This window comes from Collinsella sp. SGI.184 (assembly GCF_050313415.1).
Taxonomy (GTDB): Bacteria; Actinomycetota; Coriobacteriia; order Coriobacteriales; family Coriobacteriaceae; genus Collinsella.
On record NZ_JBNPLJ010000008.1, the window covers coordinates 16442 to 33538 of the forward strand.

Consider the following 17097-nt stretch of genomic DNA (forward strand, 5'->3'; position numbering starts at 1 on the left):
GTGTCGAACTCTGCCATGAAACCGCTTATCTTGGTCGTTGAGGACGACCCCGCCGTCCGCAACCTTATCGTTGCCGCGCTCGAGGCGCACGGCTTGCGCCATATGGCCGTGGAGACCGCCCATGCCGCCATCGCCGCCGCCTCATCGCAGGCACCGAGTATTGTGCTGCTCGATCTGGGCCTGCCCGATATGGACGGCGTCAAGGTGGTGGAGTCGGTGCGCGCATGGTCGGGCATGCCGATCATTGTGGTCTCGGCGCGCAGCGAGGATGCGGACAAGATTCGCGCACTCGATGCCGGTGCCGACGACTACCTGACCAAGCCGTTTTCGGTCGAGGAGCTGCTCGCGCGCATTCGCACGACGCTCAGGCGCCTTTCGTATGCGCAAACGGGCGGCGTTGCCTCCGAGGGCTCGTTCGATACCGGTGAGCTGCATATCGATTTTGATGCCGGCATCGCCACGATGGATGGCGAGGAGCTGCATCTGACGCCGATCGAGTACAAGCTCTTGTGCCTGCTGGCGCACAACGCCGACAAGGTGCTGACGCACCAGTTTATCCTGCACGAGATTTGGGGCACGGCAACTAAGAGCGACCTGGCGAGCCTTCGTGTCTTTATGGGCACGTTGCGTAAGAAGATCGAGTCCGATCCGGCGCATCCGCGCTATATCCAGACGCACGTGGGTATCGGCTATCGCCTGGTCACCCAAGGCTAGATCGCCAACCACCATCCCAATATGAGTTGCGGTGAAATACGGTTTAAATTTGCCTAATTCCAGGCAAAACAGTCCGTATTCCACCGCAACTTGGTTTATCTGCCCTTGGGCTTGCTGGCGTAGAACTTCTTCTTTTTGGGCTTGCCGGCGCAGGCAGGCTTGCCGTCGCCGCGCGACCCTCGGTCTCCGGCCTGCGCGTGCGCGGGCGCCGTTGCGCGGGGCTTGCGGGCCTCGGGGTTGCGCAGCTCTTCGGTTCGCTCTGCAATCTCCTCGGCGCTAAAGCCGACTTCGGCCATGGCGTCCTCGATGGGCAGGCGGCGCACGATATAGCAATGGTGCACCTTCTGGTTGCGCGCAAAGTCCTCGGGGATGGTCTGCGCCGTAATGTCCTCTAGCACGACGCCCGCGCGCGCGAGCTTGCGCGTCTCGGGGCGGAAGCCGCGCAGGTTGCAGCTAAAGATGGCGTGGCCGCCCTGTGCGAGCAGGCGCGATACGCCGGCCAAAAGCTCAACATGGTCGCGCTGGACGTCCCAGGTGCGGCGGCCCATCTTTGATGAGTTCGAAAACGTGGGCGGATCGACAAAAATCAGGTCCCAGCGGTTGCGCGTCTGGCGCTGGACGCGAATCCAGGCAAGCACGTCGTCGCGCACAAAATGATGCTGCGGACCAACAAAGCCGTTCTGGCGCATATTGCGCTCGGCCCAGTCCAGGTAGGTGTTGGAGAGGTCGACCGTCACAGTTTCCTCGACGCCGCCGTCTGCCGCATAGCAGGTAGCGGTGCCGGTATAGGCGAACAGGTTGAGAAAGCGCCGCGCCTGCTTGGCGTGCTCGCGCACCAGGTTGCGGGTGACGCGGTGATCCAAGAAGATGCCGACGTCCAGGTAGTCGTCAAAGTTGACGGCAAAGGTAAGGCCGCCCTCCTCGATGAGCGGCAGACGACGGCGTGCGATATTGGCGCGCTCGCCCGAGCCGCCCTTGCCGGCGCCCTGCTTGCCGTACTGCGAGCCGCCACGCGAACGCATGCGGGCCTTGGCGTGCACGTGCTCGGCGGGAACATCTAGGATGCGCGGCGCGATGGCCAGAATGTCGAGCATGCGGGCCTGGGCAAGCGCGGGATCGATGGTCTTGGGCGCGGCGTATTCGGCGATGACGAGCCAGCGGCCCGGCGTCTGCGGGCAGCCCTCGTACAGGTCGATGGCGGCGGAGTAATCGGGCAGGTCGGCATCGTAGACGCGGTAGCAGCTCACGCCCTCGCGCTTTGCCCACTTGCGACGCAGACGGGCGTTCTTGCGCAAGCGGTTGGCGAACTGCTCGGACTCGGGGATGAGCACGGGCAGCGGCTTGCCGTCGCCCAGGTCGAGTGTGGCGGCAGGTTCGGGCATGGGGGTGCTGGCGGCTTTGTCGTTGACTTCGTTGGTATCCGCAACCTCGGCCTCGGCATCTGCGCTGGTCGCAGCCTCAAACGCTGCGGCGGCGTGGTCGAGCGACGGCCAGACTTCGACGGTCGCCTCCTCGTTGTTGGGCATGACGGCGATCGAGCGCTCGGGCTCGGCGTGGAGCGAGCGGGCCAGCAATCCATCGCGGGTGAGCGCGGCGACCGGCGCCGCGGCAAGCTCGGGCGCGCGGCGCAGCTCGCCGACCAGCGTCATGGCGTCGTGCATGAGCGAAAGCGGGGTCTCGGTGGTGTCTGCGACCACGGCGGCACCGGCGACAGCGCCTGCATGGTCCAGCACGGTGGCTGGCTTGGCAGCGCAAAAGTCGACAAAACGCTTGTAGCCGGCGCACTTGACCATGCGCTCGGCAGTCTTGCGGGCAGCGGGGTCAATGTCCACGGCGACGATGCGCGCCTGGCGCTCGCGCGCCGCCGCCTCGCGCTCGCGTGCCTCGGCAAGCAGCTGCTCCCACAGGGCGGCGTCGTGCGGCTGCCAGCCCTCAAAGCCCCAGCGCTCGCGTGCAGCGCCCGGGGCGCGGTCGGTCAGAATGTTCACGGCTTCCAGCAGCAGACCGCCGCCGGCGCACGAGGCGTCGATCAGCGTGGGCAGGGCTTCGTTCTCGTAATCGTCGGCCGTCAACTCGCGCTCGCATAGTGCGGTCCAGCCGACCTGCGCCAGCACCAGGGCGGCGTAGTCGGGGCGCAGCACGTGCGCGCCCTCGCCGGCGCGGGTCGCTGCGGGCGGCAGGCGCTTGAACAGCGGGTCGCCCGAAAGGTCCAGGCTTATGCTCGCGCGGCGCTGACGCAGCGAAAGCAGCAGGTGAACATCGGGATCGGCGGCATCGACATCGGCGCGACGGCCCGTGGTTTCGGCCAGGCGGTCGCACAATGCGTCCTTGGCGCGCAGGGCAGAGAAGCGTGTGTTGCGCAGCTGCTCGGTCACGCCGCGGGCGGTGATGGCGATGGTTGCGCCGGGGCGGATGATGTTCTCCCAGGCGATGTCGTAAACGCTATCGTACAGTTCATCGGCATCCTGCGCCTCAAAGCGCCCAAGAACCACGAACACGCGGCTCGCCAGGCGCGACCACAGACAGGCGCGGTAGCCTTCTTCGAGCTCGCCCTCAAACGTAGCGCGGCCCTTCAGCCGGCGGACATGCGAAAGCCCGAGGCGTTTAAGCTCATCGGCGAGTGCGGACTCAAAGCCCTCGGGGCAGCTTGCGTAAAATTCCATGGGTGACCTCTCTGGTTGCGTCGCTCCATTATATGATGGATGCTTCGTTTGCCCTCATCCCCGAAAGGAACCCATATGATTGATGCGTGCCCCGATTCCGCCGTGCTCTTTTTTGACGTGGACGGCACGCTGACGTCGTTCGATCCCGACGATATGACCGATAAGGACTTTTCGGCGGTTCGCCCCTCGCAGACGGTGGTTGAGGCGTTCCGTGCACTGCGCGATGCAGGGCACAAGGCATTTATCTGCACGGGTCGCCCCCTGTGGCTTATCGCCGATAGCCTGCGTGCGCTCGACCCCGCGGGCGTCGTGGCCATGGCAGGCGCCACGCTCGAGGTCGAGGGACGCGTGGTACACGAGGACTGCTTTGACGAGGACGTTATCGAGGAGCTTGCGCGCCGTATGGCCGCGGCAGGGATTGAGGCCTTTTTCGAGACCAACGTGGCTACTTTTGCCCTGGAGCCTGTGGGCGTTGAGCAGTCGTCTCTGATCGGCACTTCTGTGGTGCACAGCACCGAGGAAATGCGCGTCGACGGCAGTCTGCGCGTGGGCAAGGTATGCCTCAGTGTGCACAGTTTGGCTCGCGTAGCCAATGATGACGGCTTTATCGATTGCGAGTTTGAGCTGTGCAACACCGGTGGCCAGAATCGCGAGCTGAGCCCCAAGGGTATTGACAAAGGCGTGGGCGTGGCGCGAGCGCTGGCGTATCTGGGCCGCGAAGGAAATGCGCGCACCTTTGGCTTTGGCGATTCGGGCAACGACCTGGGCATGCTCGCTTCGGTCGAGACGGCTGTCGCCATGGGCAACGCCATGCCCGAGGTCAAGGCGGTCGCCGACTACGTGACCGACGATGTCGCACACGACGGCACCGTCACAGCGATGCAGCATTTTGGGTTGATTGAATAAATGGCCGGGTCGCCCGCAGGGGGGCGACCCGGCCATTTGAGCTATATTGCAATATAGAGCTTGGGATGGCTGCGACTGTTCTCGATCGCCGCCGTCATGATGCCCTCGTCGTCTCCATCAACGATGATGCCATCGAGGTCATCGATCTGCGCGGACTGATAAAAACTGGTCTTGTTGAACTTTCCCTGGTCAACCATCATGTAACTCTTGTTTGAGTTGGTCAGGTACATATGCTTGATCATGGCTGAGAAGTCGTGCTCGACGGTAAAGCCGTGGTCGGGGTGGAATCCGTCGGCACTGACAAACGCCTTGTCGGCATGGAGTTTGCTCATGCAGTCGAGCGTTAGTGCGCCCGCGAGGTAGAGGTGGCCCTTGCGCACGGAGCCGCCCAGCAGCACTACCGAAGCATTGGGGAGATTAAAGCTGGCATAGTTCGCGATTGCAAGATCGCCGGTGATAATGGTGATCTCACGCTTGTCCATGAGGGCCTTAGCGAAGTAAAAGCCTGTGGTGCCGATATCAATTACCAGAACATCGCCATCATCAACAAGAGTTGCCGCGGTTGCGGCGATGGCCTCTTTGGCCTCGACTTGGACATTGATACGCTCCTCGGGATACGAGATTGCGTTGGAGCGAGAAAGCGATACCGCTCCGCCGCGTACGCGACGCAGCTTGCCTTCGGATTCCAGCGAGACGAGGTCGTGTCGTGCGGTGACTTCCGAAACCGAAAAACGGCGAACGATGTCGGATACCGAGATATTTGGCTTTTCGGCCAGCCAGTTCATAATAAATCGCTGACGCTCGGCCGGTGAAAGGTCTGAAGTAGATGCCATATGCCGCTCCTTTTGAACGAAAGGCAAAAGATACGCCTTTCGTAATCGAAATATAACGTATCGATATGAAAAGGACAAGGCAAAATCGAATGAATCAAATGAACGGAATGGCATGTCCCAAATGCATGCGTAGCAGATAGTTTGCACTTAAATAGCGTGTAGAGGGTCTTGTTCTGAAGGTGCCGCCCAAAAGAAGTACGTTCACACCCGATATTCGACCGCTCACGGAAAGATGACAATTGAGCTTTCGATAGCTTTTGAAATGGTTTATAAAAGAAAACCGAAAAGCTTTTGAAACAAAGAAGAAGGCTTTCGATAGCAATAGTGCTAGATGAGAAAGGACCGAACATGGCGATCAAGGTGTTTGCCGACGGCGCTAACCTCGAAGGCATGCTTGACATGCATGACAATGGTAACGTTCAGGGTTTCACGACCAATCCTTCCCTTATGAAGGCCGGTGGCGTGACTGACTACCGCGCTTTTGCCAAGACGGTTCTTGAGCACATCACCGATGTGTCGGTCTCTTTTGAGGTATTTGCCGACGACGAGGCGGGTATGGAAGCCGAGGCCCGCGAGATTGCAACCTGGGCAGACAACGTCTACGTTAAGATCCCGGCACTCAACACCAAGGGCGAGTCCACCGCCGCGCTGGTCAAGCGCCTTTCTGCCGACGGTATCAAGGTGAATGTCACCACCATCTTCACGCCCGAGCAGGTCGACGAGTTTGTCGATGCCGTCTCTGCCGAGACCCCCTCTATTCTGTCCATCTTTGCCGGTCGCATTGCCGATACCGGCGTCGATCCGCTGCCCCTCATGGCGGAGTCCGTAAAGAAGGCTGCCGTCAAGCCTGCTGCCGAGGTTCTTTGGGCGTCTACGCGCGAGGTCCTCAATATCTTCCAGGCGGAGTCCGTTGGCTGCCAGATCATTACGGTTCCCAATGCCCTTCTTGCCAAGCGCAAGAATTTCGGAAAAGATTTACTCGAGTACTCGCTTGATACGGTCAAGGGCTTCGCCCGCGACATTCAGGCACTTGGTTTCCATATCCTGCCCGAGGAGTAGGGGGCGAGCATGCTGACCGATCTTCTTAAGCCCGAGCTTGTTGCCTGCCACGTCGAGGCCTCCGATTGGGAGGAAGCGATCAAGGCATGCGGTAAGCTGCTCGTTGACGCCGGCAAATGCGACCAGAGCTATGTTGACGCCATGATTTCGTCGGTTCACAAATTCGGTCCCTATATGGTCTTGGAAGAGGGCATTGCCATGCCTCACGCTCAGGCCGATGGCAATGTGAGCGAGGCCGGCATCTGCATTGTCACGCTTGACCCTGCCGTTGCATTTGGACATGAGGATTTCGATCCGGTTCACGTGCTCGTGGGTATTTGCGCACCCGACCCCAAGGCTCATCTTGGCTGCTTGGCGGAGCTTTCGCAGATGTTCGAGGACGAGGACTGCGTTGCCAAGCTCAGCGCATGCGATACGCCCGAGCAGGTTTTGGAGACCATGCGTTCATTCTTTTAGGCCTTAATGGCACGGCGATGCGTCGCCGCTTTTGGATAGACGGAAAACCGTCACGTGTAGGAGAGGAAGGTTGCCATGCATATCATCACCGTATGCGGAAACGGCATCGGGTCTAGCCTGATGCTCGCTGGCAAAGTAGAGGAGCTTTGCGAGGAGGAGGGCATCAAGGCCGACGTTGAGTCTATGGACCTGAACGGTGCTTCTTCCGCAAATCCGGATCTGTTCATCACCGTTAAGGAGCTCGCCCCCGAGCTCCACGGCAACGTTGTGATCGTTCGCAGCTATGTGAACAAGAAGAAGATCCGCGAAGACGCCCTTGAGGCAATCAAGGCGGCCGCTGCTAACGCCTAAAGCGGCATAAAAAAGGGCGGTTCCCTGTGGAAGAGGGAAACGCGCCCACGTTAGAGAGAAAGGAAGCGCAGATGCAAGCCATCCTTCCCATACTTGAGTTTATCCAATCGATTCTGACCAAGCCAGCGTGGATCATGGGTCTGTTTGCCTTTGTGGGCCTTGTTGCGCTCAAGCGCCCTGCCCACAAGGTGATGACGGGAACCCTGAAGCCCATTCTTGGTTACATCATGCTGTCTGCTGGCGCCGCTGTTGTTCAGGAGAACCTTGCTCCGCTGGGTACCTTCATCGAGACCGGTTTCCACATCACCGGCGTCGTGCCTAACAACGAGGTCGTCGTTTCGATGGCTCAGAGCGTCCTTGGCGTTCAGACCATGATGATCCTGATTCTCGGCTACGTCGTAAACATTATCATTGCCCGCTTTACCAAGTTTAAGTACATCTTCCTGACGGGCCATCACAGCATGTTTATGGCTTGCCTGCTGTCTGCCGTTCTGCAGGCATCTGGCTTCCAGGATGTCCAGCTTGTCATCGTGGGCGGCATGTTCCTGGGCCTCGTGAGTGCTATGCTTCCCGCCGTTGGTCAGCGTTTCACCGAGAAGGTTACCGATGGCGATGAAATCGCCATGGGCCACTTCGGTTCACTCGCCTATTACATCTCCGCTGCAGTCGGTACGCTTTTTGCTAAGGACGCCGAGGAGAACAGCACCGAGAAGATCGAGGTTCCCGAGAAGTTTGCCTTCCTGCGCGACACCACCATCTCCACGGCTCTTACCATGGCCTTCTTCTATCTGGTTACCGCTTTTGCCGCTTACATCGCAGACCCTGCGGTCGTTACCAAGACCGCTGGCGGCGACAATGTGATCGTCTATGCCCTGACTTGTGCCCTGTCCTTCGCCGTCGGTGTCACTATCGTCTACAACGGCGTCCGTATGATTCTCGCCGACCTGGTCCCGGCTTTCCAGGGCATCTCCAACAAGCTGATCCCCGGTGCCATCCCCGCCGTCGACTGCGCCGTCTTCTTCCCTTATGCTCCCACCGCCGTCATCCTCGGCTTTGTCGCTTCCTTTATCGGTGGCGTGGTCGGTATGTTCATCGTGGGCGCTACCCTGGGCATCTTCATCATCCCGGGCATGGTTCCCCACTTCTTCTGCGGTGCTACCGCCGGTATCTACGGCAATGCCACGGGCGGTCGCAAGGGCGCAGCTCTTGGCGCTTTCGTCAACGGCCTGCTCATCACCTTTGCCCCGGCCCTGCTCCTGCCCGTTCTTGACGTCTTTGGCTTCAAGAACACTACGTTCGGCGACTTCGACTTCTCCGTCATTGGTATTACGCTCGGCCGCGCTGCCGAGGCCTTCGGTACCACCGGTGTCTACGCGATTCTCGCCGTCCTTCTGATCATCGCCTTCGTCCCCAACTTCATCCACACCAAGGGTGCTGTGATCAACCACGTTGAGGAAGAGTAATCCAGGCATACGTTAAGCCCTAATCGGGCGGAGCTCCGATAACCGGCTCCTACACGGAAGCGGTGACGTCTCAAATGAGGCGTCGCCGCTTTTTGTTTTGGAGCGGTTGTGAAAACGCGCCGGTGAAGCGCTGTCTCTGAGTCGCCAATGGAATCAACCGCGATGATTGGCAAAAACGTTTTGCCGCTGGAATGTCGATATAAAAATGGTAAATCTGCAAAACCGTTCGCCGAGAAGATAAAAAACCGCAGCTTACGCCTTGATAAACGTAGGTAAAGTGTTTAGCAGTTTATCGGCCGTATGCAAACGAAAGGAATCAGGCAGATGGCAATCAAGGTGTTCGCTGACGGTGCAAACCTCGAGGGCATGCTCGACATGTACGAGAACGGCAACGTTCAGGGTTTCACGACCAACCCGTCCCTTATGAAGAAGGGTGGCGTGACGGATTACCGCGCGTTTGCCAAGGAGGTTCTGGCCCACATCACCGATGTGTCCGTCTCGTTTGAGGTCTTTGCCGACGACGTCGAGACCATGGAGGTCGAGGCGCGCGAGATTGCTACCTGGGCCGAGAACGTCTACGTCAAGATTCCGTGCGTGACCACCAAGGGCGAGTCCACCGCCGAGCTGGTCCGCAAGCTTTCGGCCGACGGCATCAAGGTCAACGTTACCACCATCTTTACGCCTAAGCAGGTCGATGAGATGGTCGAGGCCGTTGACGCCGAGACGCCGTCTATCATTTCGCTCTTTGCCGGTCGCATCGCCGACACCGGCGTCGATCCCATTCCGTTTATGAGGGAGTCAGTCAAGAAGGCCGCCGCAAAGCCCAACTGCGAGGTCCTGTGGGCGTCCACGCGCGAGCTCATCAACATTTACCAGGCCGAGGCCTGCGGTTGCCAGATCATCACGGTGCCAAATAGCATCCTGGCCAAGCGCAAGAACATCGGCCGTGACCCGTACGAGGTCTCGCTCGATACCGTACGCGGTTTTGCCAAGGATATCGCCGCTTTGGGTTTCCATATTCTGCCCTAAGCAAGGGTACCCCCTGCAGCGACGTGCAAAATCGCGAGTTTTCAGCATGGTAAAGACTTTTACCATCTGGTTGAAGCGCGGAACGGCCCCCGTTTTGGCCCTAAAACGCCAAAACGGGGGCCGTTTTTGCTTTTATGGCCCTCTGAAGCGCTGCGGGGCTATCGGGAGATGCTGAATACTCGCAATTTTGCACGCCGCGAAGAGGGGGACGTCCGCTTTGGCGGCTATTTGCCCTGCACCATGGTGAGGGAGATTTTCTTGCGGTCGCGATCGACCTTTTCGACCCACACCTTGACCGTGTCGCCGACGCGCACCACGTCGCTGGGGTGCTTGACAAAGCGGTTGGCCAGCTTGGAGATATGCACGAGGCCGTCCTGGTGCACACCCACGTCGACGAAGGCGCCAAAGTCCACGACGTTGCGCACCGTGCCCTTGAGCTCCATGCCGGGTTCCAGGTCGTCGATGGAAAGTGCTGAGCGGCTAAAGACCACCTCGGGCGCGTCGTCGCGCGGGTCTCGGCCAGGCTTCTTGAGCTCGTTGACGATGTCGATGAGCGTGAGGATGCCGCAGTCCAGGTCGCTTGCCAGTGCCGAGATGCTGCCGATGCGTCGCTCGATGTCGGGCACGCCGCCGCGGCTGAGCTCGCTTGCCGCCACACCCGCACGCTCCAGGACGGCCGTGGCCACCTCGTAGCTTTCGGGGTGGACGCTCGTCGCATCGAGCGGGTTCTTACCGCCGCTGATGCGCAGGAAGCCCGCGGCGTTGAGATATGCCTTGGGCCCCAGCTTGGGGACCTTCTTAAGCTGGCGGCGATCGGTAAAGGCGCCGTTCTCCTCGCGGTAGGCCACGATGTTTTTGGCTACGCTCGGCGTGATGCCCGATACGTATCCCAGCAGGCTCGCACTTGCGGTGTTTACGTCGACGCCCACGCGGTTGACGACGTCCTCCACCACGTGGCCCAGGGTGCGCGAAAGCTCGGCCTGGTCAAGGTCGTGCTGGTACTGGCCAACGCCGATGGACTGGGGTGGAATCTTGACGAGCTCTGCCAGCGGGTCTTGCAGGCGACGGCCCAGGCTCATGGCGCCGCGCACGGTGACGTCCAGGTCGGGATATTCCTGGCTTGCGAGCTCGGAGGCGGAGTACACCGATGCGCCGGCCTCGTTGACGATGGTGTATCGCAGTCCAGGCGCCTGTTCGGCGATAAACTCCGAGACGACTTCCTCGGTCTCGCGGCTGGCGGTGCCGTTGCCGATGACGATGGTGTTGACGCCGTCCTTCTTGACGAGGCGGGCGAGCTCACGCTTGGTGCCGGCGACGTCGTGGCGCGGCTTGGTGGGGTAGACCACGCCGTGGTCGAGTAGCTTGCCGGTCTCGTCCATGACGGCGACCTTGCAGCCGGTACGGTAGCCCGGATCGAGTGCGAGCACACGGGCACCGCGCACGGGGCGTGCCGAGAGCAGGCCCTCGAGATTCTTGGCAAAGACGTTGATGGCCTCGGTCTGCGCGCGGACGGTGAGCTTGGCGCGGGCCTCGCGCTCCAGCGAGGGGGCCATGAGGCGCTTGTAACCGTCGGCGATGGCGGCATCAAAGACGGGCGCAAACACGCCCTGGCGTCGGGGCCAACGGCTGCCGAGGCGTGCCGTGGCGGCAGTGCCGTCGACGTTCACGCGCACGCGGAGTTTGCCCTCGCGCTCACCGCGGTCGATAGCCAGCACGCGGTGGTTGGGTATACGGCGCAGCGGCTCGTCATAGCTGTAGTACGGCTCGTAGGGAGTCTTTTCGGTGGGGTCGGTGGCCTCGACGACGATGTCGGCGGTGTTCTGCGTAAAGGCGCGCAGGTCGGCGACGTTCTCGGGGTCCTCGGCCACCGTCTCGGCCACGATGTCCGCCGCGCCGGCAAGCGCCTTTTCGGGCGTGTCGAAGCCGGCCTCCTCGTTGACGTATGCCGCGGCGGCGTCGAGTGCGCTGCCCTTGGCCGAGGCCTGCATGATGATCATGTTGGCGAGCGGCTCAAGGCCTGCCTCGCGGGCCTTCTGCGCGCGAGTCATGCGCTTTTTGCGGTAGGGCTTGTAGAGGTCCTCGACACGCTGGAGCTGCGTGGCCTCGCGAATCTGCTGCTCGAGTTCGGGCGTGAGTTTGCCCTGGGCGTCGATGAGCAGGATGACGTCCTCTTTACGCTGCTCAAGATTGCGCAGGTAGGACAGGCGCTCGTCGAGTGCGCGCAGGGCGACGTCGTCCATGCCGCCCGTTGCTTCCTTGCGGTAGCGCGAAATAAAGGGGATGGTGTTGCCCTCGTCGATGAGCTTGACGGCTGCCTCGATGTTGGCGGCCTTAAGGTTGAGCTCGCGGGCGAGCTGGGCGATAAGATCCATGGGACTCCTTGCGTTTAAGGTGCGTTTGCAGCACAGGGCTACCAAGGATACCACCCGACGTTCTGCCAAAGCAGTCTTTTTGGGACGGGGCTTTTTTAGCTACGGTGTTCCGTTAGCTTGACCAGTCTTTTTGGGACGGGGCTAAATTAGCTGTTTTTTTGATTAGGGCTCAGTTGCGATTTGTTGATTCATCGATATTGGGATGGAGAACCAGCTAATTTAGCCCCGTCCCAAAAAGACTGTTCCTCCACCACCTCCCAAATCATCCTTACAAAACGAGGCCCTGGCCAAACGGCAAGGGCCTCACCACTTCTTTTCAGGCTGCGAGTAAAGACCGTGTGCGCAGGCGCTCCCCGAGGGAGATGGGGGTGCTTGCTCCGCGCGCAGTTTCGCAGCGAAGCGAGAATGTTTGAGCACGGAGTAAACACCCCGTCTCCCTCGGGGAGGTCCGTTGGGAGCGTAGGGGATGTTTTGAGCTACTCCAGCTCAAACGCCCCGGTATAGAGCTGGTAGTAATATCCGCGCTTGGCGATCAGCTCGTCGTGGTTGCCACGCTCGATGATGCGGCCGTGATCCAGGCAGATGATTGCGTCGGCGTTGCGCACGGTGGACAGGCGGTGCGCGATGACAAACGTCGTGCGGCCCTCCATGAGCTTATCCATGCCCGCTTGCACGATGGCCTCGGTGCGGGTGTCGATGCTCGACGTGGCCTCGTCCAGAATCATTGCCGGCGGATCGGCGACGGCAGCGCGTGCGATCGAAATCAGCTGGCGCTGGCCCTGCGACAGCTGGGCGCCGTTGCCGGTGAGCATGGTGTCGTAGCCGTCGGGCAGGCGGGTGATAAAGTCGTCCGCACCGGCGAGCTTTGCCGCCGCGATGCACTCCTCGTCGGTGGCGTCCAGGTTGCCGTAGCGGATGTTGTCCATCACAGTGCCGGTGAACAGGTTCACGTCCTGCAGCACAACGCCCAGCGAGCGGCGCAGATCAGCCTTGCGGATCTTGTTGACGTTGATGCCGTCGTAGCGGATCTTGCCGTCGGCGATGTCGTAGAAGCGGTTGATGAGGTTGGTGATGGTCGTCTTACCGGCACCGGTGGCACCGACAAACGCGACCTTCTGGCCCGGCTTGGCATATACGGACACGCCGTGCAGCACCTCGTGGTCGGGCGTATAGCCAAAGTCCACGTTATCCATGACCAGGTCGCCGCGCAGCGGTACGTACTCGATCTCGCCGGTCGCGCGGTGCGGGTGCTTCCATGCCCACATGCCGGTGCGGTGGTCGGCTTCCTCGAGCTGCCAGGTCTCGGGGTTCACCTGTGCGTTGACGAGCGTCACGTAGCCCTCGTCGGCTTCGGGCTCCTCGTCGAGCAGCTCAAAGATGCGCTCGGCGCCGGCAAGGCCCATGACCACGGCGTTGATCTGCTGCGAGATCTGGCCGATCTGGCCGCAGAACTGCTTGGTCATGTTGAGGAACGGCACCACGACGGCGATGGAGAGCGCCATGCCCGAGAGGCTCAGGTTGGGCACGCCCAGCTCCAGGAAGATGCCGCCGGTCAGCGCGACCAGCACGTAGAGCAAGTCGCCCAGGTTCCCGAGGATCGGCATGAGGATGTTGGCGTACATGTTGGCCTTCTGCGAGACCTCGAAGAGCTTCTCGTTGCGCTCGTCAAAATCGGCCTCGGCAGCGGACTCGTGACAGAACGCCTTGACGACTTTCTGGCCGTTCATGACTTCCTCGATATGGCCCTCGACCACGCCGAGCTCGGTCTGCTGCGCGATAAAGAAGCGCGCGGAGTTGGAGCCGAGCAGCTTGGTCATAAAGGTCATAAAGGCGACGCCGGCAATGATGACCAGGCACATCCACACGCTGTAATACAGCATGATGAAGAACACGGTGACGATGACGATGATCGTCATGAGCAGGTTGGGCAGCGATTGGCTGATCATCTGACGCAGCGTGTCGATGTCGTTGGTGTAGTGGCTCATGATGTCGCCGCGCTGGTGCGTGTCGAAGTAGCGAATCGGCAGGTCCTGCATGCGGTTGAACATCTTTTCGCGCAGCTTCTCGAGCGAGCCCTGCGTGATGACGGCCATGGCGCGGTTCCAGAAGAGCGAGGAGGCGACGCCCACGGCGTAGATGCAGCCGAGGGTGGTCACGAGCTTCAGAATCTTGGGCTGCGCGGCCGTCCAGTCGCCCGACTGCCACGATTCGCTAATGACCTGCAGCGCGCTCTGGAGAAACGTCGCGCCGATGGAGTTGATGACGGCGCAGAGCACAACGCCGGCGACGACGAGGGGCAAAAGCACCGGGTAGAAGCCAAAGAGCATCTTGATCAGGCGCGTCATGGTGCCGCCCTTGCGGTTGCGCGCGCGCTCGGCGGTAGCGGCCTTACTCATGTGCCTCGCCTCCTTCCTGGGTCTGAGCTTGCGGTGCGGATGCCTCGGTGTCGGCCTCGACGGCCCCTTCGCCCTCGGCAGACATCTTGTTTTGCGAGGTAAAGGTCTCGCGGTAGATCTCGCTCGTCTTGAGCAGCTCGTCATGGTTGCCGATCTGAGCGATACGGCCGCCCTCCATGACGATGATGCGGTCTGCGTCCTGCACGGAGCTGATGCGCTGGGCGATGATGAGCTTGGTCGTGTTGGGCAGATAGCTTGCCAGCCCTGCGCGGATCTTGGCATCGGTCTTGGTGTCGACGGCGCTCGTGGAGTCGTCCAGGATCAAGATCTTGGGGCGACGCAGCAGGGCACGCGCGATGCACAGGCGCTGCTTCTGGCCGCCGGAAACGTTGGAGCCGCCCTGCTCGATCCAGGTGTCGTAGCCCTTGGGGAAGCCGTCGACAAACTCGTCGGCGCAGGCCAGATGTGCGGCCTCGCGGACTTCCTCGTCGGTGGCGTTCGGGTCGCCCCAGCGCAGGTTCTCGGCGATGGTGCCGCTAAACAGCACGTTTTTCTGCAGGACCATGGCTACCTGGTGGCGCAGCGCGTCCAGGTCGTAGTCGCGCACGTCCACGCCGCCGACGCGCACGGTGCCCTCCGTGACATCGTACAGACGGGCGATCAGGTTCACGAGCGTCGACTTGGCCGAGCCGGTGCCACCGATAATGCCGATGGTCTCGCCGCTCTTAATATGCAGGTCGATATCGTCGAGCGCCTGGCGGCGGGCATGCTCGGAATACTTAAAGCTCACGTGATCGAAGTCGATGGAGCCGTCGGCAACCTCGTGCACGGGCTTGGTCGGGTTAGCGATCGTGGGCTCGGCGGCCAGCACCTCGGTAATGCGGTGCGCCGACTCATCTGCCATGGTCACCATGACAAAGATCATCGACAGCTGCATTAGGCTCATCAGAATCTGGAAGCCGTAGGTAAAGATGGAGGAGAGCTGGCCCACATCGAACAGGGTGCCCTGGCTCGTGATGATGAGCTTGGAGCCCAGGTAGATGATGACGACGAACGCGCCGTTGACGCAGATGTTCATCATGGGGTTGTTGAAGGCGAGCAACTTCTCGGCGCGGGTGAAGTCCATCTGGACGTCGCGCGCGGCGGTGGCGAACTTCTCCTTCTCAAAGTCTTCGCGCACGTAGCTCTTGACCACGCGCATGCCGGTGACGTTTTCCTCGACCGATTCGTTGAGCGCGTCGTACTTGCGGAACACGCGGGTAAAGATCGGGCGCACCTTATAGATGATAAAGAACAGGCCAAAGCCCAGCAGCGGAATGATGACCAGGTAGACCATGGCGACGCTGCCGCCCATGGCGTATGCCATGGTAAAGGCAAAGACCAGCACCAGCGGCGAGCGCACGGCGATGCGGATGAGCATCATAAAGGCCTGCTGCACGTTGTTGATGTCGGTGGTGAGGCGCGTGACGAGCGAGGAGGTCGAGAACTCATCGATGTTGGCGAAGCTGAACGTCTGGATCTTGTAGAACAGGTCGCGACGCAGGTTCTTGGCAAAGCCGCAGCTGGCATGGCTGCAGGTGATGCCCGCGGCGGCGCCAAAGGCGAGTGACGTCAGCGCGATGAGTACGAGAAGGCCGGCGGTGGGCAGCATCTCGGTAACGGCGGTGCCGTCCTTGATGGCGTCGATCATGTCGGCGGTGATAAACGGGATCATCATCTGGCAGATTACCTCGCCAAGCACCAGCAGCGGCGTGGCGATCGTGACCTTCATGTAATCGCGGATGCTGCCCATAAGGGTTTTAATCATCCAGTTCCTCCCAGGTTTTGCGGATTTTATCGAGCATTTCGGCGAGCTGCTCGCGCTCGTCGTGGGTGAGCGCGCTAAAGGCCCGTTCTCTAAAGCGGATGCGGGCCGCCTGGTCGATGCGGGCGTTTTCCCGGCCGGTTTCGGTCAGGCGAATGGTGAGTTGCCGTCGATCCTTGGGGTTACGGCTGCGCTCAATGAGGCCGTTGAGCTCGAGCTTGGACAGGATCTCGGAAAGCGACCCCGGCTTGAGGCCGAAGTGCATGCCGAGTTCCTGCTGCGACATCTCGCCGCCGGGCTGCTTGGCCAGTAGGCAGATGATGGGCGCCTTGCCGGACACGCCTCCGCCATGAAAATGCATGTAATGGCCGCAAAAGCCCAGGTTATTGAGGATGCGCTTGGCAAGCTTGTCTTCCGAGCTAGCCGCTTCGGATACATCCGCCGGCTGTGACGGGTCGCCGCCGGGCTCGTGCGAACAAAGGCTAAGAGGTTCATCGCACATAAATTAGTGCTGCTCCTTTCTTTAGTTAGGTAGTGGAATTGTTTTGTGCCTAACCAATTTAGGAGCGTGAGAAATCAAAGTCAAGGTACCAAACTAGTGGTTACGCGGTTTTACCAAACCGCGTAACGGCTCGACGCTGCAAACCCGCCAGAGCGGCAATCTGCCTTTCAACTTCGGCGGCATGACCAGAAGGTCAATGCCGCCTCGTTTCAAGGCACCTTGCTCACTCTGGCGGGTTTTCGCTGACTTCGCCAAAACATCGGCGTTGCCCTTGTTGGGATAGTCGTTGGGGACGTTCTTGTTTGACTAGTCGTTTAAGAACGTCCCCAACGACTAACTTAAAAACTATGCCGGATTACGGGGCTGAATGACGGATTGCCGACCATGCCGAAATTGGTAAAAAGAAAACCGCAGGTAGAAGGTTCGCTATGATTTGAAAATAAGGGGTGTGGTTGGCTCATTCAGGTTCAGCCCCGTAATCCGGCATAGTTTTGAAATGGCACTGAATAAGTGGCGGCAAATGAGCCGCAATGAAGCAAGCTAGCCCCT

The 17097-nt window shown here is 60.5% G+C and carries 13 protein-coding genes; 7 read left to right on the forward strand and 6 right to left on the reverse strand.

Translation table 11 applies throughout. From position 1 onward, the window contains the following. Window positions 1–714: a response regulator gene (locus tag ACQRAJ_RS04115; protein WP_370450656.1), complete on the forward strand. Its 714-nt coding sequence runs from the start codon at window positions 1–3 to the stop codon at window positions 712–714. Between the two features lie 95 nt (window positions 715–809). Here ACQRAJ_RS04115 and rlmKL read toward each other — a convergent pair whose 3' ends face one another. Then, window positions 810–3377 carry a bifunctional 23S rRNA (guanine(2069)-N(7))-methyltransferase RlmK/23S rRNA (guanine(2445)-N(2))-methyltransferase RlmL gene (gene rlmKL, locus ACQRAJ_RS04120; RefSeq protein ID WP_427747797.1) on the reverse strand — a complete coding sequence of 856 codons (2568 nt, stop codon included), beginning with the start codon at window positions 3375–3377 and terminating at the stop codon, window positions 810–812. Window positions 3378–3452: 75 nt separating this feature from the next. Here rlmKL and ACQRAJ_RS04125 point away from each other — a divergent pair, with 75 nt between their 5' ends. Then, window positions 3453–4283 carry an HAD-IIB family hydrolase gene (locus ACQRAJ_RS04125; RefSeq protein WP_427747798.1) on the forward strand — a complete coding sequence of 277 codons (831 nt, stop codon included), beginning with the start codon at window positions 3453–3455 and terminating at the stop codon, window positions 4281–4283. A gap of 41 nt (window positions 4284–4324) precedes the next feature. Here the strand turns inward: ACQRAJ_RS04125 and ACQRAJ_RS04130 are convergent, their stop codons facing one another. Next, complete coding sequence (locus ACQRAJ_RS04130) at window positions 4325–5116, reverse strand: DeoR/GlpR family DNA-binding transcription regulator (RefSeq protein ID WP_427747799.1); 792 nt, start codon at window positions 5114–5116, stop codon at window positions 4325–4327. Between the two features lie 348 nt (window positions 5117–5464). Between ACQRAJ_RS04130 and ACQRAJ_RS04135 the strand changes: the two genes are divergently transcribed. The 5 genes from ACQRAJ_RS04135 to ACQRAJ_RS04155 all read left to right on the forward strand — a co-directional run bounded on the left by ACQRAJ_RS04135 (window position 5465) and on the right by ACQRAJ_RS04155 (window position 9474). Continuing rightward, on the forward strand, window positions 5465–6175 hold the full coding sequence (locus tag ACQRAJ_RS04135; RefSeq protein WP_117564350.1) for a transaldolase: 711 nt from the start codon (window positions 5465–5467) through the stop codon (window positions 6173–6175). Between the two features lie 9 nt (window positions 6176–6184). Next, entirely contained in the window at window positions 6185–6631 is a 447-nt protein-coding gene (locus ACQRAJ_RS04140) for a PTS sugar transporter subunit IIA (RefSeq protein ID WP_154517874.1), read from the forward strand. Window positions 6632–6706: 75 nt separating this feature from the next. After that, window positions 6707–6982 carry a PTS sugar transporter subunit IIB gene (locus ACQRAJ_RS04145; RefSeq protein ID WP_022094539.1) on the forward strand — a complete coding sequence of 92 codons (276 nt, stop codon included), beginning with the start codon at window positions 6707–6709 and terminating at the stop codon, window positions 6980–6982. A 71-nt stretch (window positions 6983–7053) separates the two neighbouring features. Next, window positions 7054–8445, forward strand: a complete 1392-nt coding sequence (locus ACQRAJ_RS04150; protein WP_427747800.1) for a PTS ascorbate transporter subunit IIC — start codon at window positions 7054–7056, stop codon at window positions 8443–8445. A 324-nt stretch (window positions 8446–8769) separates the two neighbouring features. Beyond that, complete coding sequence (locus ACQRAJ_RS04155) at window positions 8770–9474, forward strand: transaldolase (RefSeq protein WP_427747801.1); 705 nt, start codon at window positions 8770–8772, stop codon at window positions 9472–9474. 224 nt (window positions 9475–9698) lie between these two features. On the opposite strand, the gene ACQRAJ_RS04160 is transcribed toward ACQRAJ_RS04155, so the two are convergent. The 4 genes from ACQRAJ_RS04160 to ACQRAJ_RS04175 all read right to left on the reverse strand — a co-directional run bounded on the left by ACQRAJ_RS04160 (window position 9699) and on the right by ACQRAJ_RS04175 (window position 16548). After that, window positions 9699–11846 carry a Tex family protein gene (locus tag ACQRAJ_RS04160; protein ID WP_427747802.1) on the reverse strand — a complete coding sequence of 716 codons (2148 nt, stop codon included), beginning with the start codon at window positions 11844–11846 and terminating at the stop codon, window positions 9699–9701. Between the two features lie 476 nt (window positions 11847–12322). Then, entirely contained in the window at window positions 12323–14242 is a 1920-nt protein-coding gene (locus ACQRAJ_RS04165) for an ABC transporter ATP-binding protein (protein ID WP_427747803.1), read from the reverse strand. Further along, the gene (locus tag ACQRAJ_RS04170) at window positions 14235–16049 is read right to left on the reverse strand and encodes an ABC transporter ATP-binding protein (protein ID WP_427747804.1); all 1815 of its coding nucleotides are present in this window, start codon (window positions 16047–16049) and stop codon (window positions 14235–14237) included. The genes ACQRAJ_RS04165 and ACQRAJ_RS04170 overlap by 8 nt, the downstream gene beginning before the upstream one ends. After that, the gene (locus ACQRAJ_RS04175) at window positions 16042–16548 is read right to left on the reverse strand and encodes a MarR family winged helix-turn-helix transcriptional regulator (RefSeq protein WP_427727674.1); all 507 of its coding nucleotides are present in this window, start codon (window positions 16546–16548) and stop codon (window positions 16042–16044) included. Before ACQRAJ_RS04175 ends, ACQRAJ_RS04170 begins: the two co-directional genes overlap by 8 nt. Window positions 16549–17097 lie beyond the last annotated feature (549 nt).

Bases quoted from the DNA above. Each gene is read 5' to 3' on its own strand.
- rlmKL (WP_427747797.1), bottom strand. From the start codon at position 3,377: ATGGAATTTTACGCAAGCTGCCCCGAGGGCTTTGAGTCCGCACTCGCC.
- ACQRAJ_RS04125 (WP_427747798.1), top strand. From the start codon at position 3,453: ATGATTGATGCGTGCCCCGATTCCGCCGTGCTCTTTTTTGACGTGGAC.
- ACQRAJ_RS04130 (WP_427747799.1), bottom strand. From the start codon at position 5,116: ATGGCATCTACTTCAGACCTTTCACCGGCCGAGCGTCAGCGATTTATT.
- ACQRAJ_RS04135 (WP_117564350.1), top strand. From the start codon at position 5,465: ATGGCGATCAAGGTGTTTGCCGACGGCGCTAACCTCGAAGGCATGCTT.
- ACQRAJ_RS04140 (WP_154517874.1), top strand. From the start codon at position 6,185: ATGCTGACCGATCTTCTTAAGCCCGAGCTTGTTGCCTGCCACGTCGAG.
- ACQRAJ_RS04145 (WP_022094539.1), top strand. From the start codon at position 6,707: ATGCATATCATCACCGTATGCGGAAACGGCATCGGGTCTAGCCTGATG.
- ACQRAJ_RS04150 (WP_427747800.1), top strand. From the start codon at position 7,054: ATGCAAGCCATCCTTCCCATACTTGAGTTTATCCAATCGATTCTGACC.
- ACQRAJ_RS04155 (WP_427747801.1), top strand. From the start codon at position 8,770: ATGGCAATCAAGGTGTTCGCTGACGGTGCAAACCTCGAGGGCATGCTC.
- ACQRAJ_RS04160 (WP_427747802.1), bottom strand. From the start codon at position 11,846: ATGGATCTTATCGCCCAGCTCGCCCGCGAGCTCAACCTTAAGGCCGCC.
- ACQRAJ_RS04165 (WP_427747803.1), bottom strand. From the start codon at position 14,242: ATGAGTAAGGCCGCTACCGCCGAGCGCGCGCGCAACCGCAAGGGCGGC.
- ACQRAJ_RS04170 (WP_427747804.1), bottom strand. From the start codon at position 16,049: ATGATTAAAACCCTTATGGGCAGCATCCGCGATTACATGAAGGTCACG.
- ACQRAJ_RS04175 (WP_427727674.1), bottom strand. From the start codon at position 16,548: ATGTGCGATGAACCTCTTAGCCTTTGTTCGCACGAGCCCGGCGGCGAC.